This is a genomic window from Kribbella sp. NPDC058693 (assembly GCF_042715335.1).
Taxonomy (GTDB): domain Bacteria; phylum Actinomycetota; class Actinomycetes; order Propionibacteriales; family Kribbellaceae; genus Kribbella; species Kribbella jiaozuonensis.
The window spans coordinates 92,370-116,318 of the sequence record NZ_JBHXSQ010000004.1 but is presented as its reverse complement, the minus strand read 5'-3'; the positions used below and the strand labels follow the sequence as shown (position 1 = coordinate 116,318).

Annotated in this window: 22 protein-coding genes; 13 read left to right on the top strand and 9 right to left on the bottom strand. The window is 67.9% G+C overall.

The genetic code is table 11. The features are described from left to right. Nucleotides 1-13: 13 nt before the first annotated feature. Nucleotides 14-940, bottom strand: a complete 927-nt coding sequence (locus tag ACFWUU_RS26695; RefSeq protein WP_380179247.1) for an NADP-dependent oxidoreductase — start codon at nucleotides 938-940, stop codon at nucleotides 14-16. 80 nt (nucleotides 941-1,020) lie between these two features. Here ACFWUU_RS26695 and ACFWUU_RS26690 point away from each other — a divergent pair, with 80 nt between their 5' ends. The 3 genes from ACFWUU_RS26690 (at nucleotide 1,021) to ACFWUU_RS26680 (ending at nucleotide 3,730) form a co-directional block, all read left to right on the top strand. Then, entirely contained in the window at nucleotides 1,021-1,851 is an 831-nt protein-coding gene (locus ACFWUU_RS26690; protein ID WP_380179245.1) for an EamA family transporter, read from the top strand. 488 nt (nucleotides 1,852-2,339) lie between these two features. Further along, complete coding sequence (locus ACFWUU_RS26685) at nucleotides 2,340-3,071, top strand: TSUP family transporter (protein WP_380179243.1); 732 nt, start codon at nucleotides 2,340-2,342, stop codon at nucleotides 3,069-3,071. 56 nt (nucleotides 3,072-3,127) lie between these two features. After that, a complete protein-coding gene (locus ACFWUU_RS26680) occupies nucleotides 3,128-3,730 on the top strand; it encodes a DUF664 domain-containing protein (protein WP_380179241.1) in 603 nt (200 codons plus the stop codon). Here the strand turns inward: ACFWUU_RS26680 and ACFWUU_RS26675 are convergent. Continuing rightward, the gene (locus ACFWUU_RS26675; protein ID WP_380179239.1) at nucleotides 3,727-4,311 is read right to left on the bottom strand and encodes a GNAT family N-acetyltransferase; all 585 of its coding nucleotides are present in this window, start codon (nucleotides 4,309-4,311) and stop codon (nucleotides 3,727-3,729) included. The two genes, ACFWUU_RS26680 and ACFWUU_RS26675, sit on opposite strands and share 4 nt — an antisense overlap. 87 nt (nucleotides 4,312-4,398) lie before the next feature. Between ACFWUU_RS26675 and ACFWUU_RS26670 the strand changes: the two genes are divergently transcribed. Continuing rightward, complete coding sequence (locus ACFWUU_RS26670) at nucleotides 4,399-4,809, top strand: YkvA family protein (protein WP_380179237.1); 411 nt, start codon at nucleotides 4,399-4,401, stop codon at nucleotides 4,807-4,809. 398 nt (nucleotides 4,810-5,207) lie between these two features. On the opposite strand, the gene ACFWUU_RS26665 is transcribed toward ACFWUU_RS26670, so the two are convergent. Next, nucleotides 5,208-6,617, bottom strand: a complete 1,410-nt coding sequence (locus ACFWUU_RS26665; protein ID WP_380179235.1) for a S8 family serine peptidase — start codon at nucleotides 6,615-6,617, stop codon at nucleotides 5,208-5,210. Between the two features lie 285 nt (nucleotides 6,618-6,902). Between ACFWUU_RS26665 and ACFWUU_RS26660 the strand changes: the two genes are divergently transcribed. The 6 genes from ACFWUU_RS26660 (at nucleotide 6,903) to ACFWUU_RS26635 (ending at nucleotide 12,047) form a co-directional block, all read left to right on the top strand. Then, entirely contained in the window at nucleotides 6,903-7,631 is a 729-nt protein-coding gene (locus ACFWUU_RS26660) for a GntR family transcriptional regulator (RefSeq protein WP_233714871.1), read from the top strand. Then, nucleotides 7,628-8,944, top strand: a complete 1,317-nt coding sequence (locus ACFWUU_RS26655) for a nitrate/nitrite transporter (protein ID WP_137256129.1) — start codon at nucleotides 7,628-7,630, stop codon at nucleotides 8,942-8,944. The genes ACFWUU_RS26660 and ACFWUU_RS26655 overlap by 4 nt, the downstream gene beginning before the upstream one ends. 97 nt (nucleotides 8,945-9,041) lie before the next feature. After that, a complete protein-coding gene (locus ACFWUU_RS26650) occupies nucleotides 9,042-10,031 on the top strand; it encodes an ATP-binding cassette domain-containing protein (protein ID WP_380179233.1) in 990 nt (329 codons plus the stop codon). Beyond that, complete coding sequence (locus ACFWUU_RS26645; protein WP_380179231.1) at nucleotides 10,028-10,843, top strand: ABC transporter permease; 816 nt, start codon at nucleotides 10,028-10,030, stop codon at nucleotides 10,841-10,843. The genes ACFWUU_RS26650 and ACFWUU_RS26645 overlap by 4 nt, the downstream gene beginning before the upstream one ends. A gap of 32 nt (nucleotides 10,844-10,875) precedes the next feature. Further along, nucleotides 10,876-11,319 (top strand): VOC family protein, encoded by a 444-nt coding sequence (locus tag ACFWUU_RS26640; RefSeq protein ID WP_380179229.1) that lies wholly within the window; start codon nucleotides 10,876-10,878, stop codon nucleotides 11,317-11,319. A gap of 98 nt (nucleotides 11,320-11,417) precedes the next feature. Continuing rightward, entirely contained in the window at nucleotides 11,418-12,047 is a 630-nt protein-coding gene (locus ACFWUU_RS26635; RefSeq protein ID WP_137256133.1) for an NYN domain-containing protein, read from the top strand. A gap of 102 nt (nucleotides 12,048-12,149) precedes the next feature. Here the strand turns inward: ACFWUU_RS26635 and ACFWUU_RS26630 are convergent, their stop codons facing one another. Beyond that, the gene (locus tag ACFWUU_RS26630; RefSeq protein ID WP_380179227.1) at nucleotides 12,150-13,502 is read right to left on the bottom strand and encodes a serine hydrolase domain-containing protein; all 1,353 of its coding nucleotides are present in this window, start codon (nucleotides 13,500-13,502) and stop codon (nucleotides 12,150-12,152) included. An 85-nt stretch (nucleotides 13,503-13,587) separates the two neighbouring features. On the opposite strand from ACFWUU_RS26630, the gene ACFWUU_RS26625 reads away from it, so the two are divergent. Further along, nucleotides 13,588-16,824, top strand: a complete 3,237-nt coding sequence (locus ACFWUU_RS26625) for a BTAD domain-containing putative transcriptional regulator (RefSeq protein ID WP_380179225.1) — start codon at nucleotides 13,588-13,590, stop codon at nucleotides 16,822-16,824. Here ACFWUU_RS26625 and ACFWUU_RS26620 read toward each other — a convergent pair. Further along, entirely contained in the window at nucleotides 16,821-17,447 is a 627-nt protein-coding gene (locus tag ACFWUU_RS26620) for a TetR/AcrR family transcriptional regulator (RefSeq protein ID WP_130442845.1), read from the bottom strand. The two genes, ACFWUU_RS26625 and ACFWUU_RS26620, sit on opposite strands and share 4 nt — an antisense overlap. A gap of 82 nt (nucleotides 17,448-17,529) precedes the next feature. Further along, complete coding sequence (locus tag ACFWUU_RS26615) at nucleotides 17,530-18,051, bottom strand: DinB family protein (RefSeq protein WP_380179223.1); 522 nt, start codon at nucleotides 18,049-18,051, stop codon at nucleotides 17,530-17,532. Between the two features lie 219 nt (nucleotides 18,052-18,270). Between ACFWUU_RS26615 and ACFWUU_RS26610 the strand changes: the two genes are divergently transcribed. Beyond that, nucleotides 18,271-18,954 carry a hypothetical protein gene (locus ACFWUU_RS26610; RefSeq protein ID WP_380179221.1) on the top strand — a complete coding sequence of 228 codons (684 nt, stop codon included), beginning with the start codon at nucleotides 18,271-18,273 and terminating at the stop codon, nucleotides 18,952-18,954. A 22-nt stretch (nucleotides 18,955-18,976) separates the two neighbouring features. On the opposite strand, the gene paaK is transcribed toward ACFWUU_RS26610, so the two are convergent. From paaK to paaI, 3 genes are read right to left on the bottom strand one after another with little or no spacing between them, the layout of a single operon-like run. Continuing rightward, nucleotides 18,977-20,245 (bottom strand): phenylacetate--CoA ligase PaaK, encoded by a 1,269-nt coding sequence (paaK, locus tag ACFWUU_RS26605; RefSeq protein WP_233714872.1) that lies wholly within the window; start codon nucleotides 20,243-20,245, stop codon nucleotides 18,977-18,979. A 37-nt stretch (nucleotides 20,246-20,282) separates the two neighbouring features. Continuing rightward, nucleotides 20,283-21,485 carry a 3-oxoadipyl-CoA thiolase gene (gene pcaF, locus ACFWUU_RS26600; protein ID WP_380179219.1) on the bottom strand — a complete coding sequence of 401 codons (1,203 nt, stop codon included), beginning with the start codon at nucleotides 21,483-21,485 and terminating at the stop codon, nucleotides 20,283-20,285. Continuing rightward, nucleotides 21,482-21,901: a hydroxyphenylacetyl-CoA thioesterase PaaI gene (gene paaI, locus ACFWUU_RS26595; RefSeq protein WP_380179217.1), complete on the bottom strand. Its 420-nt coding sequence runs from the start codon at nucleotides 21,899-21,901 to the stop codon at nucleotides 21,482-21,484. Before paaI ends, pcaF begins: the two co-directional genes overlap by 4 nt. Nucleotides 21,902-21,974: 73 nt before the next feature. Here paaI and paaN point away from each other — a divergent pair, with 73 nt between their 5' ends. Continuing rightward, the gene (gene paaN, locus ACFWUU_RS26590) at nucleotides 21,975-23,648 is read left to right on the top strand and encodes a phenylacetic acid degradation protein PaaN (protein ID WP_380179214.1); all 1,674 of its coding nucleotides are present in this window, start codon (nucleotides 21,975-21,977) and stop codon (nucleotides 23,646-23,648) included. Nucleotides 23,649-23,949 lie beyond the last annotated feature (301 nt).

Below are 23,949 nucleotides of genomic sequence, written 5' to 3'. Positions count from 1 at the left end.
TCATCATCGACGGTCAGCGGACTGTGAGCACCAGCTTTCCGGTGACTCGGCCGGTTTCGCCGAGGCGATGGGCTTCGGGTGCGTGCTCGAGTGGGAACGTCTGCTCGACGTGCACCCGCAGCTTGCCGGTCTCGACGAGGTCGGTTAGCCCTTGGAGGCCGATTCGATCCGGCTCCACAAGCAGACGGCCGGAGCGCACGCCGCGGTCTTTGGCCGCCTGCTCCAAGTCGTCGGGCACACCGCTCAGTACGCCGACCAGGATGCCGCCGGGGTTGATGAACTCCAGCCAGCGGCGGTCGCTGTCGTCGCCTGCCAGGCCGATGACCGCGTCGAGGGTGCCTGGGTCGGCGGCCGGGTCCCGGTAGTCGAGCGGCTGGTCGACGCCAAGGGATCGCAGGAAGTCGTGTTTGCCGGCGCTCGACGTGCCGACGACGTACGCGCCGCGGGCCTTCGCGATCTGAACCGCCAGGTGGCCGACTCCGCCGGCTGCTGCGTCGATGAGCACCCGCTGTCCGGGCTGTACGTCGGCGACGTCGACGAGCGCTTGCCACGCGGTCAGCCCGGCCAGGGGGAGTCCGGCTGCTTCGGCGTACGACATGCTGGTCGGCTTGCGTACGAACTGGCGTGAGGGCGCCGTCACATACTCGGCGTACGCCGCGGCCTCCCGCGGGAACCACGGCATACCTAGTACCTCGTCGCCGACTGCTACCCCGCTTGCTCCGAGCCCGGCCTCGACCACGACTCCGGCTACGTCCCAACCGACTGTGTACGGCGGTGAGCCGAGGTACGCCTCCTCCGCGCGGCTGTACCAGTCCACCGGATTGACTCCCGCGGCGTGCACCTCGACGAGCACCTCTGTCGGGCCGGGTACTGGGCGCTCCACCTCGATCACCCGCAGTACCTCAGGTCCGCCGAACTCCTCCTGCCGCACAAGTCGCATGCGCCGAACCTACTCAGTCACCGGTCTGCGGCTGGCATAATCCGGCTGCCTTCTCGGATCGGCGGTGAGAGGGTGGGGCAGTGCTGGTGATCTTTGTGGTGCTGGGGGCCGCGGTTCTGCATGCGACGTGGAACGCGATGGCCCACGGTGCCCCGGATCGTGTTGCCGGGCTGGCATTGTTCGAGCTCGCGGCCGGGGTGATCGGGCTCGTCGCCATCCTGCTGACGGGTCTGCCGCCCGCCGGCACGTGGGGGTACATCGTCGCGTCGGCGCTGCTGCACCTTGCCTATCTGGGTGGGTTGCTGGCGTCGTACCAGCTGGGTCAGTTCAGCCAGATGTATCCGCTGGCCCGCGGTACGTCGCCGTGGGTGGTGGCGGTGGTGTCGATCGTCGTACTGCACCAGCACCTTGCTGTGATCGAGCTGGCCGGAGTACTGCTGATCTCTGCTGGGCTGATCGGACTGGTGTTCATCGGCCGACCCGGTCGTCGTCAGTTGCCGGCGCTGCTTGCTGCGTTCGGGACCGGGTTGATGATTGCGTCGTACACGGTCGTCGACGGGGTCGCCGTCCACAAGATGCCGGTCGCTACCTACATGGGCTGGGTCTTCATGCTGCAGGGCTTCGCGGTCCCGCTCGCTGTTGTGCTGTGGCGCGGTCCCCAGGCCTTCAACCTGCCGAAGCCTGCGATCTTCTCGGGCCTGTTCGGCGGGGTCGTTTCGATGGCGGCGTACGGTCTCGTCCTCTGGGCCCAAACCCGAGGCACCCTCGCCGCCATCGCCGCCCTCCGCGAAACCAGCATCATCTTCGGAGCCCTCATCGGCACCCTCTTCTTCAACGAACGCTTCGGCCCCAAACGAGCCGCAGCCGCCGCCGTAGTCGTCACAGGCATCGTCCTCATCACCCTCGCCTAGTCCGTACGGCGGTCAGCCCATCGCGGGGCTACGCGCGGCTCCTTCGTCGCCGTGCTACGCGCCGCACCCGCCCACCCCCGGGCTTATCGCCCGGAGCATCCTTTCCGGCTATCGCCGGGGTCTTCCGGCTGGCGCCGGAGTTGCGGGCTGTCGCCTGGACTCGTGCGCGCTGCCGCGCGGTGACGGCCTCGCGTGCGGCTGGTTCGTATCTGTCGAGGTGGCCGCTGCAGGCTCCGCGGTGGTGCGGCGGGTTCGTACTCGTCGAGGTGGCTGGGGCAGGCTCCGCGGTGGTGCGGGTCGTACTCGTCGAGGTGGCTGCGGGCTATGGCGCGTGCGACCGCCGCGTGGTGCCGCGGGTTCGTATCGGTTGGGCTGGCTGCGGGCGGCTCATCGCGGGCTACGCGCCGTGCTGCGGCGCAACATGCCTCGACGCTCGCCAGGGGAAGGGGTGTCAGCCCCCGATCGGCGATATCTGGAAGGCTCACGTCATGGCGCACGACGTGTGGCTGGGTGTGGCTCTGCTTGTTGCATCGTTCGGGACCGCGCTGTTGTCTGCAGTCGCGGGCTTCGGTGGTGGGGTGTTGTTGTTGCCGGTGTTTGTTGCGGTGTTCGGTGCGCGTGACGCGGTGGCTGTGCTGACTGTTGCGCAGTTGGCGAGCAACGGCAGTCGGGTCTGGTTCAACCGCCATGAGGTCGATCGGCGACTCGTCGCGATCTTCGCCATCGGTGCGGTGCCTGCTGCGGTGGCTGGGGCGTTGCTGTTGACCAGTGCGCCACTGCCGGCTTTGACGCGGATCGTCGGGGCGTTCCTGCTCGCCATAGTCATCTGGCGTCGCGTCCGGCCGCACACGGCCCGGGTGAGCGATCGTGGGTTCGCTGCCATCGGTGCGGCGTCCGGGGTCGGTTCTGCGCTGGTTGGCAGTGTGGGGCCGATGGTGGCGCCGTTCTTCCTCGCGCGCGGCTTGGTACGCGGCGCGTATATCGGCACCGAAGCAGCCTCGGCTGTTGTCATGCATTTCACGAAGCTGATTGTGTTCGGCGCCGCCGCCGTTCTCACCTGGCGTACCGGATTGATCGGCCTTGGACTCGCTCCGGCAGCAGCCGGCGGCGCCTGGGCCGGCAAGAAGGTTGTCGACCGGCTACCCGTCTCCGTCTTCGTCATCCTGGTCGAGGCCGGTCTCGTCATCTCCGGAATACTCCTGCTGATCACCGGCGGCTGAGCAGACGAGCGTAGTTCCGGAAGTAGATCGTCCGGTTGTGGTTTTACGCTGCCAGCATGGATACGAACTCTGCTCCGGCGTTGCCGCTGACGAGTGCGCCCGGGTTCACGGCTGGGCGACCTCCCGAGTGGGACGTCGAGATTTTCATGCATGGCGATGAGATCCAGACCGCGCTCATTACGCTCGAGCGCAATCGTCGTACGTTCGCCTGGAAATGTTGGGATGTGGACTCGGACGGCCTGCAGTTGCAGGTGGGGCGGTCTGCGGTGACTCTTGGTGGGCTTCTCAAGCACCTGGCGCTCTGCGAGGAGTTGAAGTTTCAGAGCGATCTGGCCGGTGCGCCGGTCCTACCTGAGTTCCGGGACGTCGATCACGAGGCCACGTGGGAGACCTGGGCTTGGGACTCGGCCAAGGATGACGAACCCGAGGCGCTCCGCGATCTTTGGGTGCGGGCGGTACATCGTTCTCGCGCCACGGTCGCCGGCATCCTGTCCGAGTCGGGTCTTGATTACGCTCCCGAAGGCGGGATGAGTCTGCGGCGGCTCATCAGCGACATGATCGAGGAGTACGCGCGCCACACCGGCCATGCCGACTTGTTGCGCGAAGCGTTCGACGGTGCCACCGGCGAGGGTCCGCCACGCGAGTTCCCCGTGCCCTAGCGGGTACTCGGTGCCACCTCGCGCACCATCACGCAGTTGCCCAGGCCTTTGGGGCGGTCGTAGGTGAAGCCCTCGCGCTCGTACATCGTGCGGGTGCCGTTGTAGAGGAACGACGAGTTCCTCTTCCGGACCCCGCCGGTGTCGTGCGGGTAGCCCTCGACCACGCCACCGCCGGCCTGCGCTATCAGTTCGACGGCTCCGCGGAGGGCGATCGCCGCCAGGCCCTGACCGCGGAAGGCGCGTTCGACCAGGATGCAGGTGACGCGGTAGTCGGGCAGGCGCTCGACGGTGGCGAGGTACTCCTTCCGGTGCTGGATGTCGGGCAGCTCCTCGGATGATCCGTACTCCGCCCACGCGACGGCACGGTCGCCGTCGTAGACCAGTGCCGCGTGCGCGATCCCATCCGCCACCAGGCGTTGCTTGAGTGCCCGGTTTCCCTCGGCGCTCTGGCCCTTCTCCGCGCAGTCGGGATGGAACTTCGTGCACCAGCAGCTTGCGAACATGCCCTTGTTCCGCTCGACGAGAGCCGCGAAGTCGTCGAACGTCTCTGACGTCAGCGCTTTGATCGTGAAGCTGGACATGCTGGCAATCTAACCCTGATTGCGGACGTTCTCCGTCCGGTAAGCCACGCTGTCTGGCCGCGTGGTGAGTGCAGCAGACTGGGCGACGTGAGCTTCACATGGTGGTCCGTGCTGATCGGCGTCGCGGGTGGTGTGTTGCTGCTTTGGATGGCGCTGATTGTGGCGTTGTGGATCGGGAAGCCGGACGAGCTGACTGTCAGGGATGCGATGCGGCTGCTGCCTGATCTGGTTCGTATGCTTCGGCGGCTTGCGGGGGACAAGACGCTTTCGGGCGGGGTTCGGTTGAGGCTGTGGTTGCTGCTTGCGTACCTGGCGCTGCCGATCGATCTCGTGCCGGACTTCATTCCGGTGATCGGGTACGCCGACGACGCGGTGATCGTCGCCCTCGCGTTGAGGTCGGTCACTCGGCGGGCTGGGCCGGAAGCGCTGGAGAAGCACTGGCCTGGAACGCCCGATGGTCTGGCAGCGGTGAGGAGACTCGCCGGACTCGCTGGCTGAATGCCCAGCGCGGATCTGGCACCAGCAGGAGCTGCTCCGGCGCAAGCAGTGGGCCAGGAGCCCAGCTCGCATGCACGCCGGCGACAGTTCACCCGCACCGCCGGCACCGGCCCAGCAGTCACCTGCGAGCGGTAGCGAGCAGAACCCGGCGACAGCCGGAAGGGCCCGGCGACAGCCGGAAGGGCCCGGCGACAGCCGGAAGGGCCCGGCGACAGCCGGAAGGGCCCGGCGACAGCCGGAAGGGCCCGGCGGCAGCCGGAAAGGAGTGCACGGCGATGAGCCGGGGGTGGGTGGGGCGGCGCGTAGCACGGCGACGAAGGAGTCGCGCGTAGCACCGCGATGGGCTTACCCAACTGATGAATGAGTGGGGGTCCCGGGCGGTGGACCCCCACTCGGCTTTAGCGGTGGACGGCGTCGAGGGCGTCGGCGATGCCTTCGCCGTAGAAGGCGTTGTTGGCGGTGGTGCCGGTGCAGCGGGCATCGGGAGTTGCAGGGCAGGCGGTGTCGTCGGCCTCGCGCTGGAGGGCTCGCTCGAGGTCGCGCGGGCCCCACCACGGGTGGGTGGACTTGAGTAGGGCGGCGATGCCGGTGACGTGCGGCGACGCCATCGACGTACCGCTCATCAGGCCGTAGCCGCCGCCGGGCAGCGTCGACAGGATCGAGCTACCAGGGGCCGCGACGTCGATCTTGTTCAGGCCGAAGTTCGAGAAGCTGCTCTTGACCCGGGCCTGCGTGGTGCTGGCGACGGTGATCACGCCGGGGAGCTCGGTCGGCATGTCGAGGCAGTTGTTGTTGATCGTCCGGCTGACCGGGGTCGAGTCGTTGGGGCTGGTGGTGTCCGTGGTCTTGTTTGACAGGTCGTAGTTCGAGTTGCCGGCCGCGGCGACGGACAGCGTCCCGCGGTCAGTGGCCCACGCGTACGCGCGTCGTACCGCTTCCTGCACCGCGCCCTGGTCGCCGTTGTCCTTGCACCAGAACTGGAACGGGTCGATGAAGTAGCTGTGGTTCGTCACGTCCATGTGGTGCTCCGCGGCCCAGACGATCCCGCAGATCGAGTACTCCGGGTAGATGAAGCCGTCGTCGTTCACGACCTTGACCGACGCGATCCGCACGCCCGGCGCGACGCCGACGATGCCGATCCCGTTCCGCGCGGCGGCGACGGTGCCTGCGACGTGCGTGCCGTGCGGGCTGGTCGTCGGCCGCCAGATGCCCGGCGTCTGGTCCGGTACGCCGTTCTTCACGCAGCTGACGGAGTCGCGCGCGTCGAAGTTCGGCGCGAGGTCAGGATGCGTGTCGTCGACACCGCTGTCGTTGATGCCGACCAGCACGCGCCGCGAGCCGTCGGTGACGTTGTGGGCCTGGTCCGCCTTGATCTGGACCATGTCCCACTGCTCGCTCTCGCGCGGGTCGAGCACCGGCGTCGCCGCGGTCTCGTCCACCGAGTTCAACCCGGTCTGAGCGCCTTCGGAGACCGCCGCAGTACGAGTCGCACCAACGGACTGCACCTCGCGGCCGTTGCGTCCGGCGCGCACGTCCACCTTGAAGTTCGCGTTCGTCGACTGGGCGACGACGACCCCGAAGTCCCGGTACGACGAGAGCACTGTCCCGCCGGCGCGCTTGACCGCGTCCTCGACCTTGCGGACGTGCCCCGGCGATGCCTTCGTGTTGATCACGTAGTTCATCAGGGGACCGGGCGTGGGGTCGGCGGCCGGTGCGGCGTACGCCGTCGCGGCGCTGAGGGACGTCAGCGCCAGCGTGGCCGCGGCCAGGCTTGCGGACAGCCGGCGGGGACGGGAAGTTCGGAACACGCTGCCTCCTCATGGCTGGGCCTGGGCGGACGGGCCCGGGCCGTATCCCGAGACTCTAGAGCGGTTTCCGGACCGGCGGAGTTCTTCATCCACAACGCAGGGGAAACCCTGCATTCGTCACTACTTAGCGTCCATCAGTTCACGCTCAGTTGCCCACATGCTGTGGATTCGCCTGTGGATAACTCGTGGACAAGCTGGGGAATAACCGGCGCCGCCAGTGGATTAGCTGTGTGTGTAAGATAGATACAACAGAGATACCAGTCGTATGGGTTGGGGAGTTCAGTGGTGAGCGGGGCGCCGGAGCCGGCGAGTGATGCATTGATCCTGGGAGACGAGACCGCAGAGATCGCCCGAGTGGTGGTCGAGGCTGCGCCGGGCGTGGAGAAGATCCCCGCGGCCGAGCGCGTCTACGCGTACGTGAAGGCCGCGATCCTCGATCGCGCCTACCCAGGCGGCGAGCTCCTGACCGAGGGCGAGCTCGCCACGGCCGTCGGAGTCTCCCGTACGCCGGTCCGCGAAGCCCTGCTCCGCCTCGAGGAATCCGGACTGGTCAAGCTGTACCCGAAGAAGGGCGCGCTTGTCCTTCCCGTGCTGCCGCAGGAGATCGAGGACGTCCTCGAGGCCCGCGAGCTGCTCGAGACGCACGCCGCCGCCAAGGTGTGGCCGCGGCGCAAGCAACTGATCGAGCGGCTCAGCCAGCGTGTCGACGAGATGCGCGCGCACCGCAAGGCAGGTGACGCGAAGAGCTTCCTCGAGGCCGACCGGGCCTTCCACGAGGCCATTGTCGGTGCCGCTGGCAACGAAATCCTCGCCAAGCTCTACAACAGCCTGCGTGATCGCCAGGTCCGGATGGGCGTACCCGGTATCGAGGTGCAGCCGGCCAGGATGGACAAGTCGATCACCGCACACCAGGAGATGATCGACGCGCTCGGCGGAAACAGCGTCAAGAGGTTCCGTGAGCTCGTCGTCGCGCACATTGCCGAAGCCGCCAATGATCTGCGGGGCACTCGGTGACCGAACTCCTCTTCCCCCTGGGCGGTCGGCGAGCCTGGGCGGTGTGGACCACTGCTGTCCTGACCTACCTCGTCACGGTGCTGCACCGCGGTTCGATGAGCGTGGCCGGCCTGCAAGCCGCTGAGCGCTTCCACATCTCCGCATCCGCACTGGCCAGCTTCACCGTCGTACAGCTCACTGTGTACGCCGCCATGCAGGTGCCCGTCGGTATCTTGCTCGACCGGTACGGCTCCAAGCGGCTGCTGATCGCTGCGTCCGGACTGCTGTTCGTAGCGCAGTCAGCGTTCAGCCTGGTCGATTCGTACCCCGCCGCGCTCGCTGCACGCGCAGTACTGGGTGTTGGCGACGCACTGGTCTTCATCAGCGTGCTGCGCGTGGTTATGTCCTGGTTCCCCGCACTGCGGCAGCCGGTGATGTCACAAGCGACCGGAATGCTCGGTGGTCTCGGAGCGATCATGTCGACCGTTCCGATGGCTGCTGCGTTCCATGCCTTCGGCTGGACGCCGACGTTCGCCGGCGCGAGCGTGCTGAGCCTGGTGGCCGGCGTACTGGTGCTGTTCCTCATCAAGGACACGCCGTACGACGAACCGCTCCGCCGCGCCAAGCAGCCGCTCCACGAGGTCAAGAAGAACCTGCGTCGCGCCTGGAAGGAGCCGGGCACGCGGCTGGGCCTGTGGACGCACTTCACGACCAGCTTCTCCGGCAGCACGTTCGGACTGCTCTGGGGCTACCCGTTCCTCGTGCAGGGCCAGGGCCTCGCCCCGACGACCGCTGCGGCGATGCTGATCCTCCCTGTGCTTGCTGGGCTCTGTTACGGCCCGCTGGTCGGGCGGTACGCCGCCAGGTTCCCGTTCTACCGGTCCTGGATCGTGCTGGCGGTGATCGCGGGCTCGGTGCTGATGTGGACCGTCGTACTGCTGTGGCCCGGTCAGGCGCCGATGCCGGTGCTTCTGCTACTGATCGTCGTACAGGCTGCTGGTGGTCCGGGGTCGATGCTCGGACTGGACTACGCGCGGACGTTCAACCCGTCGACCCGCTTCGGTGCTGCCAACGGGATGGTCAACACCGGTGGGTTCATCGCGACGCTGCTGTGTATCGGCATGGTCGGCATCCTGCTCGACACCTCGTCCGGCGGGGCGCCGCAGACGATCGAGGACTTCAAGTTCGCGCTGGCGTTCCAGTACGTGCTGTGGGCGATCGGCACCCGGCAGATCCTCAAGTACCGGCGTAAGGCGCGCGGCCACCTGGCCCGCTACAACCCGGAGGCGTACGAAGCGCTGCTGGCCAACCAGATCGTCCCGCTGAAGGGCTGAGACAGCACGCTGGCACGGGGTGTCAGGGTGAAGCCAGAGCGGTGCCAGGGAGGCAGGGCACGGTAGTCCCAGTAAGTAAGTTCACTGGGAGGAACCGATGACCACAACGAACCAGGTCGCCATCGAGGCAACCGGTCTGGTCAAAAAATATGGCAACACCACGGCGCTTGCCGGCGTCGATCTGAGCGTGCCCACCGGCACGGTTCTCGGGGTCCTCGGCCCGAACGGCGCCGGCAAGACGACCGCGGTCCGCATTCTCGGCACCCTGCTCCGGCCCGACGCCGGCCACGCCACAGTCGGCGGGTACGACGTCGTACGCGACGCCGGCAAGGTCCGCAGCATCATCGGGCTGACCGGACAGTACGCCTCGGTCGACGAGGACATGTCCGGTCGCCGCAACCTGATCATGATCGGCCGGCTGCTCGGGTTCTCGCGAGCGCAGTCCCGGGCCCGCGCGGACCAGCTGCTGGAGCGGTTCGAGCTGACCGACGCGGGTGAGCGGATCGCGAAGACGTACTCCGGCGGTATGCGCCGCCGGCTCGACCTGGCCGCGAGCCTGGTCGGCAACCCGAGCATCCTGTACCTCGACGAGCCCACCACCGGTCTGGACCCGCACGCCCGCAACGGCGTCTGGGAGACGGTGCGCAACCTCGTCCTCGACGGCACCACGGTCCTGCTCACCACGCAGTACCTGGAGGAGGCCGATGCGCTGGCCGACTCGATCGTCGTGTTCGACAAGGGCTCCGTGGTCGCTTCCGGGCGGCCGGCCGAGCTGAAGGCGCAGGCGGGCAAGCAGTCGCTGGACGTCCGCCCGGCCGAGCCGGCGCACCTCGAGCGGGTTGCCGCGATCGTCGCGGAGTCGACCGGGACGCGTCCCAGTGTCGATGTGGTCAACACCCTCGTCAGTGTCCCGGTGAGCGACGGGTCGTCGATGCCGGTCGTCGTACGGCGGCTGGACGAGGCCGGGATCGCGGTCACCGAGCTGTCGCTGCGACTGCCCAGCCTGGACGAGGTCTTCCTCGCCCTGACCGGTCACGCCGCCGAAGAGAAGAAGTCCGACGCCGTACTGGAAGGAGTAGGCCGATGACCACCGCAACACTCGAACCAGCTGCCCACCTGGGCCACCGGTCGCGGCCGTTCGCCTGGGTGCCGCAGAGCCTGACGCTGGCCTGGCGCAACATCGTCCGGATCCGGCAGAACCCGGAAGCCCTGGCGGACGTGACGTTCCAGCCGATCATCTTCCTGGCGCTGTTCCTGTTCGTCTTCGGCGGCGCGATCGCCGGGGGCGGCGGCTGGCGTGGGTACCTGCCGACGCTGCTGCCCGGGCTGCTGGTGCAGACCGTGGTGTTCGCGACGATGGGCACCGGGGTCGGTCTGAACGACGACTTCGCGAAGGGTGTCTTCGACCGGTTCCGCAGCCTGCCGATCGCGCGGATCTCGCCGCTGATCGGTGCGGTCCTCGGGGACGCGGTCCGGTACTCGCTGTCGATCGTGATCCTGATGACGAGCGGGTTCGTGCTCGGCTTCCGCTTCGAGAACGGCGTCGGCAACGGTCTGTTGGGCATGCTGATCGTGTTGCTGTTCGCGCTGTCGATGTGCTGGATCTGGGTCTGGCTCGGGCTGGTCATGAAGACCGCCCAAGGCGTGCAGGGCGTCGCCTTCCTGGTGATGTTCCCGCTGACCTTCGGTAGCAACATCTTCGTCCCGACCAGCACGCTGCCGGGATTCCTGCAGGCCTTCACCAAGGTCAGTCCGATCACGTACCTGGTCGACACCGAACGCGCCCTGATGGGCGGCGGTCCGCTGCAGAAGCCGTTGCTGATCACGCTGGCCTGGATGGTCGGTCTGGTCGCGGTGTTCGCCCCGCTGGCGATCCGCGCCTACCGCCGCCGTACCTGAAATCTGTCGGTGGTGAGCGTCAGAGTGGTCGTATGACCACGAACTGGACGCTCACCATCGACTGCGTGGACCCGGCCGTGGTCGCGCGCTTCTGGTGTACGGCGCTTGGCTACACCGAGTCGGATCCGCCCGCGGGCTGGGACACCTGGGAGGACTGGCTGACCGCGATGAACGTCCCCGAGAACGAGTGGAACGACGGCGCCTCGATCTCCGACCCGAACGGCGTACTCCCCGCCATCTCCTTCCTCAAGGTCCCCGAGCCACGCACCACCAAGAACCGCCTCCACCTGGACCTCCAGGTAGCCGGCGGCCGCGCCGAGCCCCAGCCCCTCCGCGAACAACGCATCCGAGCCACCGCCACCACCCTCATCACCGCCGGCGCCACCCTCGTCCGCGAAGTCCCCGCCGAAAACTCCACCACCCTGGACCACCTATGGATGCAGGACCCCGAAGGCAACGACTTCTGCGTCGTCTGACGGGGTATCCAGGGGCATCCCGGGGCAGATTGATCTCGTTGTCCACAAGGCTGTTCAGGGCGCCCCGAATCCACTCCGTCGCCCACTAGCCTGACGTGGTGCGGATCAACGTGTACGTCGACGGCTTCAACCTCTACTACGGGTGCCTGAAGGGCCGACCGTACAAGTGGCTGAATCTGGAGAAGATGTGCGAACTGTTGCTCCGCAGGTTCGAAGTCAACCGGATCCGGTACTTCACAGCCTTGGTCAAGGAGCGCCCGGACAATTTGCATGCCCCGGTTCGGCAGCAGGCGTACCTACGGGCCCTCGGCACATTGCCGAGCGTCGAGGTACACCTCGGCAGCTTCCTCACAAAGCCGACCCGGATGCTGCTCGCCACTCCTCCGGTCGTGGGTCCACGGACGGTCGAGGTGATCAAGACCGAGGAGAAGGGCTCGGACGTCAACCTGGCGACGTACCTGCTCGTCGACGCCTTCCGGGACGATGCGGAGGCCTTCGCGGTGGTGAGCAACGACTCGGATCTGACCGAGCCGATCCGGATCGTTCGGCACGAACTCGGCAAGGTGGTCGGCTTGCTCAACCCACAGAAGGTGCCGAGTCAACGGCTGCTGACCTGCCAGCCGACCTTCACCCGGCAGATCCGGGAAGGAGTGCTGGGGGCCAGCCAATTCCCTCAGCGGGTGATCGACGATGCCGGCGCTGTGATCAGGAAACCTGGGGAGTGGTGAAAAAGCAGAAGCCCCACCGAAGTGGGGCCTCGCACCCAGCCACCGAGGCAACTGGGGGAATAGTCAGAGGCTAGCTGACGATCCTCTTCCGGGCAACACGGATCATCCGGGGTTGATCTCGCTGAAGGCGAGGGGTTGGCGGGTGCAGAGGTAGGTTGCCCAGTGCAACTTTTCGGGGGTGCCGGAGGGGGTGCGGGTGATGTGGAGGAGTTCGCCGGTTTCGCGGCCGGAGACGGTTCGGTAGGTGTCTTCGGCGATCTTCTCGAAGACGGCGGGGGACTGCCACTCGGCGGCCGCGGGGGACTTGGCCTGGAGTACGCCGTTCTTGACCGTGAAGTCGAACGGGCTGCCCTCGGTGAACCAGGTGCCGAGTACGCCGGCCAGCTCGGCCGGGACGTCGACGCCGGGGACCCACGGGTCGGCCGGGAGCGGGTCGTCCTCGAGGACCTTGATGACCAGGTCGGTCGCGAGCGCGCTCGGCGCGGGCGAGGACGTGGAGCCGAAGAGCGCGATACCCGCCGTACCGGAGTCGCGGTGGACGAACGTCGACGTGATGTGACCCGGCATCCCGCCGTCGTGCCCGACGAACAGCCGGTCGCCGCGGCGCAGCAGCATGAACCCGAGCCCGAACGCGAGCTGCCAGCGGTCCACATCGGCCATGATCTGCACCTGGCACATCTCGTCGATGGTGTCCTTCGACAGCACCTCGTCGACCGGGTTCGCGACGAACATCGCCCACTTCGCCAGGTCCTCGGCCGTCGACGCGAGCCCGCCGCAGGCGTCCATCGCACCGATGTCGAGCAGCGGCTCGCGCACCGGTACGTCGGTCCACGGCGGCACGTAGTACCCGGTCTGCGCCGGTCCGCCGTCCATGCCGACCGTCGTACGGCGCATCTCCAGCGGGTCGAGGATCCGTGCCTTGACCGACTCGTACCAGGACCGGCCGTCGATCCGCGCGACGATCTCACCGAGCAGCGCGAACACCAGGTTCGAGTAGTGGAACCGGTGGTGCGGCTTGCCGATCCGTTCCGCGTCGTTCCACCCGTCGACCAGCTCGTCGCGGGACGGGAACTTCATCAGGTCCCACACGTCGCCGACCGGCTCGCGCTGCATGCCGCTGGCATGGCTGAGCATCTGCCGGACGGTGATGCCTTCGTGCTTGCTGCCCGGGATCAGCTTGTCGACCGTGTCGTCCAGGTTGAGCTTGCCCTCGTCGCGCAACGCCATGATCGTGACCGCGGTCAGCGTCTTGCTCTGGGACGCGATCAGGAACTGCGAGTCCGCGGTCGGCGGTACGCCCGGACTCTCCAGGTCGGCCGATCCGGCACCGGTCGACCAGGCCAGCTTCCCGGCGCGGGCGACGGCGCCCACAACTCCCGGAACCCGGCCCTTCGACTGCCGCTCGGCGACGATACGGGTGAGTGCGTTCTGCGTCTGCTCGGCGATATCTGTCACGAGTTCCGACCTTAAGGCAGGGAAGTGACAAAAGGCAGGGTGTTTGGTCGGGGCGATGTGCGAGGCTTGAGGGGTGCGCATAGCGGTGCTTGGGCCTCTCGCGATGTGGGCGGCTGACGGGACCCCGCTCGACATCCGCGGCGTCCGCCTGCGCGGGCTGCTCGCGCGCCTTGCGCTGTCCGCCGGGCGACCGGTCAGCGTCGAGACGCTGGTCGACGGACTCTGGGGCAGCGAGGCCCCGAGTGCGAACGCTCTGCAGTCCCTGGTGTCCCGCCTCCGGGCCGGTCTCCCCGCGACCGAGTCGAGCATCTCGGTCCAGTCCGGCCCGGCCGGCTACACCCTGACCATCGGTCCGGACTGCGTGGACGCCCTCCAGTTCGAAGATCTGGTACGCCGCGGCCGCGCCCTACTGACCACCGAGCCGGAGCAGGCCCACGCCCTCCTGACCCAGGCCGACAAGCTATGGCGCGGTGAAGCCCTCACCGACCTCCGCGACCTTCCGTTCGCCGCAGTCGAGGCGGACCGCCTGGCCGAGCTGCGCCTCGCCGCCGCGGAGGACCTGGCCGAAGCCGCCGTCACCTGCGGCCAGGCCCGCGACCTGATCACCGACCTGGAACAGCTCGCCGTCACCCACCCGCTCCGTGAGCGAGTGCACGAGCTCCTCATCCGAGCCCTGTACGCCGACGGTCGCCAGGCGGAGGCCCTCGCGGCGTACGAACGGGTCCGGACCACGCTGGCCGACGAGCTGGGCGCCGACCCCGGCATGCGGCTCCGCGACCTCCACGTCTCGGTACTGCGAGGCGACAACGTCGACCCGACTGCCAAAACGTCCGTACCAACTCCTGCGCCGTCTATGCCGCGCAGCAACCTGCGTGCGCCGATGACCAGCTTCGTCGGCCGCCGCGAGGACGTGGCCGAGCTGACCCGTCTGATGAGCAACGGGACCCGACTGGTCACCATGGTCGGCCCTGGCGGTGCCGGCAAGACCAGACTGGCCACCGAGGCCGGCAGAACGCTGGTGGAGCAGAGCGGCGACGGCATCTGGTTCGTAGAGCTCGCACCGCTCGGTGACGCCGCCGACGTGGCACCAGCCGTCCTGTCCACCCTCGGCGCCAGCGAGTACGTCGACCTGCAGCCGGCGAGCTTTGCGCCCAAGCACATCCCGACCAGCCGCGCCGCGACGCTCCGGCTCGTCGAGGTCATCGGTGACCGGCGCATCCTTCTCGTCCTCGACAACTGCGAGCACCTGATCCTGGAGGTCGCGGGACTCGTCGACTCGCTGCTCGCCTCCTGCCCACGGCTGCGAGTGCTGACAACGAGCCGCGAACCGCTGAGCATCCCGGGTGAGCATCTGCATCCGGTCGGCCCGCTGGGCATGCCGCCCGAGGACGAGCCCACCGACGACGACTACCCCGCGATGCAGCTGTTCGTCGACCGTGCCCGCGCCGTACGCCCGGACTTCGCGCTGATCGACAAGAACCGGGACGCGGTCGCAGAGATCTGCCGTCGGCTGGACGGGATGCCGCTGGCGATCGAGCTGGCGGCGGCCCGGTTGCGGGCGCTCACGCCGCCGCAGATCGTGGACCGGCTCACGGACAGGTTCCGGCTGCTGACCAGCGGCTCGAGGACCGCACTGCCCCGGCACCAGACCCTGCGGGCAGTCGTGGAGTGGAGCTGGGACCTGCTCGACCCGGACGAGCAGGCGGTCGCCCGACGGCTCTCACTGTTCTCCGGTGGGGCCACGCTCGATGCTGCCGAGCAGATCTGCAGCGACGACCGCATCCCGCCCGAGTCCGTGCTCGGTGTCCTCGCGTCGCTTGTGGACAAGTCCCTCGTGGAGGCCGCGGCCGACGAGCGGTCTGTGCGGTACCGGATGCTGGAGACGGTCCGGGCGTACGGCGCCGAGCAGCTGAACGCCTCCGGCGAGTACGACCACTTCCGGCGCAAGCACACGGCGTACTTCAGCCGGATGTTGCGTCGGGCGCGACCGAAGCTGCGGACCGGTGAGCAGATCCAGTGGATCGCCCGGCTGACCGCCGACAACGAGAACCTGCTCGACGCGCTCCGTACGGCGATCGACATCGGCTCGGCGCGGATCGCCGTACAGATGGTTGCCGTGCTGGGCGAGTACTGGACGATGAGCGGTCGTCCGGCCGAGGCGGTCAACTGGATGCGGGCGGCCCTCGCCGTACCGGGGAAGAGTGCGCCGCTGGACAAGGCCGAGGCGCTGTACCTGCTCGCGCTCGGACAGATGTCGAGCGGCGAGGATCCGGCCAAGTCGTTCCAGCAGATGATCCGCGGACTGGCGACGGTTCGCTGGATGACCCGGCGGCACCAGGTTCTCATCGACGCGGGGATCGGGCTGTTCACCAACGCGGTATGGGCGGCGATCCGGCGGGACAAGGCCACCTGCTTCCGCGAGCTCGAGGCCGCGGGCGAGCATCACGACCCGTGGGTCCGGAACATGGGCGTGATGATGGGCGCGATGTTCCGCGAGAACGAGGGCGAAGTCGATCAGATGGCGGCCAACCTCACGGTCGCGCTCGACGGTTTCCGCCAGCTCGGCGATCGCTTCGGTACGTCGATGGCGCTGCGCGGCCTCGCGAGCTACCAGGCCAGCACCGGTGATCATGCCCAGGCGCTGGAGTCGTTGATCGAGGCGCTGCAGCTGATCGAGGAACTCGGTACGACGGAAGGCGTCGCGCAGTTGCTCGGTGGGGCCGCGATGAGCCGGATCGAGTTGGGCGACATCGATGGCGCCCGGGCGGACCTCGAGCGCGCATTGCGGCTGTCCGAAGAGACGGGATCCCGCGGCGGTCAGGCGATGGCGTACATGGGTCTCGCGCGGATCGCGTACCGGGCCGGCGCGTTGGACGAGTCGCGGGACCTGGCCGAGCGCGCGTACGGGATGCTCGACCTCGAGGCCGAGCGGGTCGCGCCGCACGGACAGGCAAGCATGCTCGCGCAGCTCAGCCGGACGAACGCGGCCACGGGCGATATCGAGCTGGCGCAACAACGCAACCGGGAGTCCGTGCGGTTGGCGATCACCACCGAGGACATGCCGCTCGTCGCATCCGTCGTCGAGACCTCGGTCGATGTGGACGTGGCGGTCGGCGAGACCGAGCAGGCGGCGCGGACGCTCGGGATGGCGACCGTACTGCGGGGAATGCGGTCGGTCCCGGACGGCGACGTACAACGGTCTGTCGATCGGCTACGTGATGCCTTGGGCAACGAAAGGTACGACGCCGCCTTCGCGGCCGGCGCCGCCCTCACGCGCGACGAAGCGATCGCCGAGCTTCGCAAACGGTTCAGCTCGGACTAAGCGGTGATCAGCTGCACCGCAAGGTCTCGCAGTGACTTCTGCACCTTCTGCTCCGGCGGCCGCGGCTCGGCCAGCATCCAGTCGTAGACGACGGTGTTCACCGCGCCGAAGAACGCCAGCGCGAGGAACCGGAAGTCCTTGCGCTTGATCTCACCGCGCTCCACCGCGGTATCGCCGAGATCGCGGACATTACCGATCAACAACTCCCGGAACGCGATCCGCTGCTCCTCGACCGCCGGGCTGGTGCCGACCACCTCGACGAACGAGATCCGCGCCCGGCGGAGGTCGGCCATGATCGTGCGCAGGTACGAGTCGACGGCCGCGGTGATCCGCTCCCGGACCGGTCGGTCGGCGGTCCGGCGGAGCGCGTCTCCGGTGCTCCGGACCGCCAGCTCGATCACCTGCGCATGGACTGCGAGCAGCACGGCTTCCTTGTTCTGGAACTCGTGGTAGAAGTGCCGGGTGGACACTTTCGCCTGTGTACACAGGCGTTCCACGGATGTCGCCGGATATCCTTCGGTCCCGAAGAGTTCGAGCGCAGCGGCCAGCAACCGTTCCCGGCGCGCGGCCTTCCACTCCTCGACTGACCGCCCGGAATAACGGCGTACGGAGGGTTCCCTCATCACACCTCTTGTCGCTACCCCGTGCCAGATGCCGGACATCCTATCCACCGCTCGGCGCAGGTGTAACCGGGTTACCTCCTGGTCAGTTCGGCTTCGTGTACCCCGTCACTCCGTCGAGCAGCTCGCGGATGATGTCGAGGTGGCCGACGTGCCGCGCGGTCTCCTCGATCATGTGGCACAGGACGTACCGCAACGAGGCCGCCTTCTCCGCCGGCTGGCCCTTCTCGACGACCTCGAGCGGGAGCTCGGCGATGGTCGCGTTCGACCGGCGGCACTCCTCGTCGTACTCGTCGAGGAGTTGCTTGAGCGGTACGTCGTCGACGAACATCTCGGCGTCGACATGGGCGCCCTCGATCCACGGCGTCTGACCGGTGTCGGGGACACCGGCGATGCCCAGCTGGAACCACGAGTACTCGACCCAGCGCAGGTGGGCGACGAGACCGGCGGCGGTCATCAACGGTGACGTCGGCAGAACCTTGCGGTGGGCATCTTCCTCGCTGAGCCCGGTGCACTTCATCCGGACGAAGGAACGCTGCAGGTCGAGCCATCCGATCAACTGAGCGCGCTCTCCGGCGGTCAGGGACGGACGTTGTACTTCGGTCATGCGACTAACTCCTTGGTGGAACGGAGCCACCCGGTCAGCCGCAGGTACGGCGAACGGGCAGCACGACAATCGGACTCGACATCGCGCTCACCTCCTCTCGCCGCCGGAGGTGTCGAACCCCCCGGCAGGAGGACCGTATCCGATCGGGCGCCGGGGAGGAAACCTGATTTCTGGCACTCTAGTTGTGACAAGCGCCCGCACCGCGCATCGAGGTGACACGTGGATCCACGGTTCGACCTGCCGCTCTACACCCGCGCTGATGTAGCCCTCCAGCTCGGGCTGCCGGCGACGACGCTCGGGGACTGGTTGCGGTCGGGGGCGCTGGAGGCGGGGAGCGGTGGCCGGGGCGAGCCGACGATCACATTCGCCGGGCTGGTTGAGACGCATATGCTGCGGCACCTGCGCCGTACCGGGTTGTCGCTGCAAGCGATCGGCGAGGCCGCGGTCGCGCTCCGGTCGCGGGCGGGGCGGCACTATCCGTTGGCTTGGTCCGGGCTTGCTCATGACGGACGTGACCTGCTGGTCGAGATCGCTGCCGAGGGACGCGAGGCGGGTTGGGAGCGGATCCGCGACAGCCAGGGCGGCTTCCCCGGCGTACTGCGGCGCGGGTCGGCGGCGATCGGATGGGCGGACGACGGGTATGCCGGGACGTTGCGACTGGTGATCTACCACGACATCGACGTCATCGTGGACCCGTCACGGTCGTACGGCCGCCCGATGGTCGACGACGTGTTCGTGGAGGACGTGATCGACGAGGTCCGCACCGGGGCGTCGTACCGCGAGATCGCCGCCAAATTCAACCTGGAGGACTTCGAGGTAGAAGCCCTCGTCCGCCCCCACATCCGACCCCCCGCCCACCGCAAACCCCGCCACCTCCAAACCCAACCCGACTCCCTCTTGTAGCTGGCCGAGGGGTTAGCAACCCTCAGCGGTTGTCTTTGATGCGTTTGGCCTTGCCGAGGGAGCGTTCCAGGGCGTGGGGAGGGACTACCTCTACCGCGGCGGTTACGCCTACTCGGTCCTTGATGCGGCGGGACAGGGCGGATGCGGCGGGGGTGTAGTCGGCCAGGTCGGGGGCGGCTTCTACCTGGACGGTTAGTTCGTCCAGGCGGCCGGGGCGGGTCAGGACGCAGAGGTAGTGGGGAGTCAGGCCTTCGACCAGGAGGATTTGTTCTTCGATCTGGGTGGGGAAGACGTTTACTCCGCGGACGATCATCATGTCGTCGGTGCGGCCGGTGATCTTTTGCATGCGGCGCATGCTCGGGCGGGCGGTGCCGGGGAGTAGGCGGGTCAGGTCGCGGGTGCGGTAGCGGAGGACCGGGAAGGCTTCCTTGGTGAGGGTGGTGAAGACGAGTTCGCCTTCGGAGCCGTCGGGGAGGACCTCGCCGGTGACCGGGTCGATGATTTCGGGGAGGAAGTGGTCTTCCCAGATGTGCAGGCCGTCCTTGGTTTCGACGCATTCCTGCGCGACCCCCGGGCCCATCACCTCCGACAGACCGTAGATGTCGACCGCGTGGATCCCGGTACGCTCCTCGACCTCGGTGCGCATCGCCTCGGTCCACGGCTCGGCCCCGAAGATGCCGATCCGCAGCGAGGTCTCACGCGGATCCAGCCCACGCGCAGCCATCTCGTCGACGATCGACAGGAAGTACGACGGCGTGACCATGATGATCCGCGCACCGAAGTCGCGGATGAGATCCACCTGGCGCTCCGTCATCCCACCCGAGACGGGTACGACGGTGCACCCGAGCCGCTCGGCCCCGTAGTGCGCGCCGAGCCCGCCGGTGAACAGACCGTAGCCGTAGGCAACATGGCACACATCACCCGCACGCCCACCGGCAGCACGGATCGACCGCGCCATCAGATCGGCCCAGTTGTCCAGATCCCGCTTCGTGTAACCGACCACGGTCGGCCGCCCCGTCGTACCGGACGACGCATGCACCCGCGCCACCTCGGTCCGCGGTACGGCGAACATCCCGAACGGGTAGTTGTCCCGCAGATCCTTCTTCGCCGTGAACGGCAGCCGGCTCAGATCCTCCAGCGACTGCAGATCCCCAGGCTTGAAACCGACTCCGTCCAACGCCGCCCGATAGTGCGGCACATTCTCATAAGCCCGCCGCACGGTTGCCTGTAGCAACGACAGCTGTCGCGCCCGGAGCTCGTCGACGGACAGCCGTTCGCCCGCGTCACGCAACTCTGAAGGGTAAGCCTCACCGAGCATAAAGAAACCCCTAAGGACGAGTGAGCAGGGTCGCGATGCCCTGCCCGACACCGATACACATGGTGGCCAGCGCGTACCGGGCGTCGCGGTGGCGAAGCTCCAGGGCCGCGGTGAGAGCGAGGCGGGCGCCGGACATCCCCAGCGGGTGGCCGAGGGCGATGGCGCCGCCGTTCGGGTTGACATGCTCGGCGTCGTCGGGAAGGCCGAGTTGCCGCAGTACGGCGAGAGACTGGGAGGCGAACGCCTCGTTCAACTCGATCACGTCGATGTCGGACAGCGCGACGCCAGTGCGGTCAAGCAGCTTCCGCGTAGCGGGCGCCGGCCCGATCCCCATGATCCGAGGCGGTACGCCGGCCGCGGCTGTCCCCACGACCCGTGCCAGCGGGTTCATACCGAAGCGTTCCACCGCCTCCCCGCTCATCACGAGCAGCGCGGCGGCGCCGTCATTCACCCCCGACGCGTTCCCGGCGGTGACCGTCCCCGGCGACCGGAAAGGTGTCTTCAGACCGGCAAGAGCCTCGAGCGATGTCTCCCGCGGATGCTCGTCGGTATCGACCACGGTCACCGCCCCGCGCTTGCCCGGTACGTCAACGGCAACGATCTCCTCGGCCAACCGCCCGTTCGCCTGCGCCTTCGCGGCTCGCTGCTGGGACCGCAACGCGAACAGGTCCTGGTCCTCCCGCGAGATCGAGAACTCCGCCGCGACGTTCTCTGCCGTCTCCGGCATCGAGTCGATCCCGTACTGCTCCTTCAGCGCAGGATTGACGAACCGCCAGCCGATCGTGGTGTCGAAGATCTCCGCCTGCCGCGAGAACGCAGTCGTTGCCTTGGGCATCACAAACGGTGCCCGCGACATCGACTCGACCCCGCCGGCGACGACAATGTCGTTGTCCCCGGCAATGATCGACCGCGCCGCATAAGCGACCGCGTCCAGCCCCGATCCGCACAGCCGGTTGATCGTCGTACCGGGCACCGAGTCCGGCAGACCTGAAAGCAGCACGGCCATCCGCGCCACGTTCCGGTTGTCCTCGCCGGCCTGGTTCGCGCAGCCGAGGATCACGTCGTCGATCAGCGCCGGGTCGAGCGCGGTGCGGTTCAGGAGGGACGAGATCACGTTCGCCGCGAGGTCGTCGGGTCGTACGGCGGCCAGCGCCCCGCCGTACCGCCCGATCGGGGTCCGGACGCCGTCGACCAGGAACGCTTCGCGACTCATGACTGCTCCTCAACAATGGTTCCGGACAGTTGGCGGCTGCGGCCGCGGAACTCGGCGATCACCTCGTCGCCACGGGTGACAGTCACGTCGTAGATCGCGTTCCGGCCGAAGGTGGTCCGCTCGGAGGCCTCGGCGACCAGCAGGTCGCCGGTGCGGGCCGGGGCGACGAACACCACGTCGCAGGCCTGCGCGACCGTCACCTGGTTGCGCGAGTTGCACGCGAACGCGAACGCGGAGTCGGCCAGACAGAACACGAATCCACCATGCGCGATCCCGTGCCCGTTGACCATGTCGTCGCGCACGGTCATCTCGAGCCGCGCCGTACCCTCGCCGACCGCGACCAGCCGCATGCCCAGCCCGGCGCTGGCGGTGTCCTCCGCCCACATCGCCGCGGCCACCTTGGCTGCCAAGTCCATAGCCTTGCCCAATCGAGAAGACGGCTTGTGACACTCTAGTACCGCTTGCGCCAAAGACTGTAACATCGCCTTCATGACGACCGACCTGCTCTCCACCCATCGCGAGCGCCTGGACGGCGCACTGGCGGCGATCCACAGCCGCGGCTACCACTCCGCGTTCCCCGAGTCCCCGAGCCCACGGGTGTACGGCGAGACCGCGGCGGCCGACGGCAAGGCAGCGTTCGAGGCCCACCTCGGTACGACGTACGCCCTCGACATCCCCGGCGCACGCGGAACGGTCGTCAGCGAGCAATCGCCGTTCGGGATCCCGATGGACGTCTCCTACCCACGCGTCGTCGAGGAGGGCCTGGACGAACTGCTCACCGCGGCCCAGCAAGGTCTCGCGGACTGGCGCCGGGCCGGGATCGACGGGCGGACCGGCGTCGTGCTGGAGATCCTCGACCGGCTGCACAAGCGGGTGTTCGAGCTGGCCAACGCGGTCCAGCACACCAGTGGTCAGGCGTTCGTGATGGCGTTCCAGGCCGGCGGCGCGCACGCGCTGGACCGGGCGCTCGAGGCAGTCGCCTACGCGTACGAGGAGATGAACCGCTACCCGGCCACCGCGACCTGGGAGAAGCCCGCCAAGGGCGACCCGATCCGGATGGAGAAGACGTTCACCGTCACCGGCCGTGGCGTCGCGCTGGTGATCGGCTGCAACACGTTCCCGACCTGGAACTCCTGGCCCGGTCTGTTCGCCTCCCTCGTCACCGGCAATGCCGTCGTCGTGAAGCCGCACCCGCTCGCGGTCCTGCCGCTGGCGATCACCGTCGACGTCTGCCGCGAGGTGCTCGCCGAGGCCGGCTTCGACCCGAACCTGGTCACCCTTGCCACCGAGCGGGCCGGCGACGGACTGGCCAAGCCGCTCGCTCAGCGGCCCGAGGTGAAGCTCATCGACTTCACCGGCGGCAGCGAGTTCGGCGAGTGGCTCGAGCAGAACGCGACCCAGGCGACGGTCTTCACCGAGAAGGCCGGCGTGAACGCGGTCATCATCGACTCGACCGACTCCTTCAAGGCGCTCTCCAACAACCTCGCCTTCACCCTGAGCCTCTACTCCGGCCAGATGTGCACCACCACCCAGAACCTGTTCATCCCCGCCGGCGGGATCGAGACCGACGAGGGCCACAAGTCGTTCGACGAGGTCGGCGCGGCCATCGCCGGCGCGATCAGCAAGCTGCTCGGCGACGACGCTCGCGCGGTCGAGATCCTCGGCGGGATCGTGAACCAGGCGGTGATCAGCCGCCTCGAGCTCGCTCCGGAGTACGGCGACGTGGTGCTGCAGTCCCGCGCGATCGAGCACCCGGCCTTCCCGGACGCCGTCGTACGGACGCCGCTGCTGGTCGCGATCGACGCCGAGGACGCCGACGTGTACGGGCGGGAGTGCTTCGGTCCGGTCTCCTTCCTCGTCAAGACCGCGGACACCGCCCAGTCGATCGAGCTGTTCCGCAAGACGGTCACCGAGGACGGCGCGATGACCGCCGGGATCTACTCGACCGACACCAAGATCCTCGACGAGGCTCGGGACGCGGCCCTCGACGCGGGCGTCGCCCTGTCCGAGAACCTCACCGGCGCAGTCTTCGTCAACCAGTCGGCCGCGTTCAGCGACTTCCACGGCACCGGCGCGAACCCGGCCGCCAACGCGACCTACACCGACGGCGCGTACGTCGCGAGCCGCTTCCGCGTGATCCAATCGCGCCGCCACGTTGGGTGAGCGCTTCCCGCAGTGATCATGCACTCACGGTGAGATTGACGTTAAAAACTAACTGATTGCTACATCTTGCGTTCCGACTCTCTACCTCAGACACTCTCAGTTAGTTGAGAGCATGACGACTAGGTAGCACGGGGGATCTTGGGGTGGAACTGGGGACGGGCGGTCATGCCCAAAACGGGACCGTCGGCGGGCGCGCCCCGGGGGGGCCCGCCCCCCCCCCCAACTGGTGGGGACGCGGGGGGGGGGTGGTGGGGTCCGACCCGGGTGGAGGCTAAAATAGTGGAGTGGATTTGATATGTTA

Coding starts and splice junctions, on each gene's coding strand:
- ACFWUU_RS26695 (WP_380179247.1), bottom strand. CDS start 940: ATGCGACTTGTGCGGCAGGAGGAGTTCGGCGGACCTGAGGTACTGCGG.
- ACFWUU_RS26685 (WP_380179243.1), top strand. CDS start 2,340: ATGGCGCACGACGTGTGGCTGGGTGTGGCTCTGCTTGTTGCATCGTTC.
- ACFWUU_RS26680 (WP_380179241.1), top strand. CDS start 3,128: ATGGATACGAACTCTGCTCCGGCGTTGCCGCTGACGAGTGCGCCCGGG.
- ACFWUU_RS26675 (WP_380179239.1), bottom strand. CDS start 4,311: ATGTCCAGCTTCACGATCAAAGCGCTGACGTCAGAGACGTTCGACGAC.
- ACFWUU_RS26650 (WP_380179233.1), top strand. CDS start 9,042: ATGACCACAACGAACCAGGTCGCCATCGAGGCAACCGGTCTGGTCAAA.
- ACFWUU_RS26645 (WP_380179231.1), top strand. CDS start 10,028: ATGACCACCGCAACACTCGAACCAGCTGCCCACCTGGGCCACCGGTCG.
- ACFWUU_RS26640 (WP_380179229.1), top strand. CDS start 10,876: ATGACCACGAACTGGACGCTCACCATCGACTGCGTGGACCCGGCCGTG.
- ACFWUU_RS26620 (WP_130442845.1), bottom strand. CDS start 17,447: ATGAGGGAACCCTCCGTACGCCGTTATTCCGGGCGGTCAGTCGAGGAG.
- ACFWUU_RS26615 (WP_380179223.1), bottom strand. CDS start 18,051: ATGACCGAAGTACAACGTCCGTCCCTGACCGCCGGAGAGCGCGCTCAG.
- pcaF (WP_380179219.1), bottom strand. CDS start 21,485: ATGAGTCGCGAAGCGTTCCTGGTCGACGGCGTCCGGACCCCGATCGGG.
- paaI (WP_380179217.1), bottom strand. CDS start 21,901: ATGGACTTGGCAGCCAAGGTGGCCGCGGCGATGTGGGCGGAGGACACC.
- paaN (WP_380179214.1), top strand. CDS start 21,975: ATGACGACCGACCTGCTCTCCACCCATCGCGAGCGCCTGGACGGCGCA.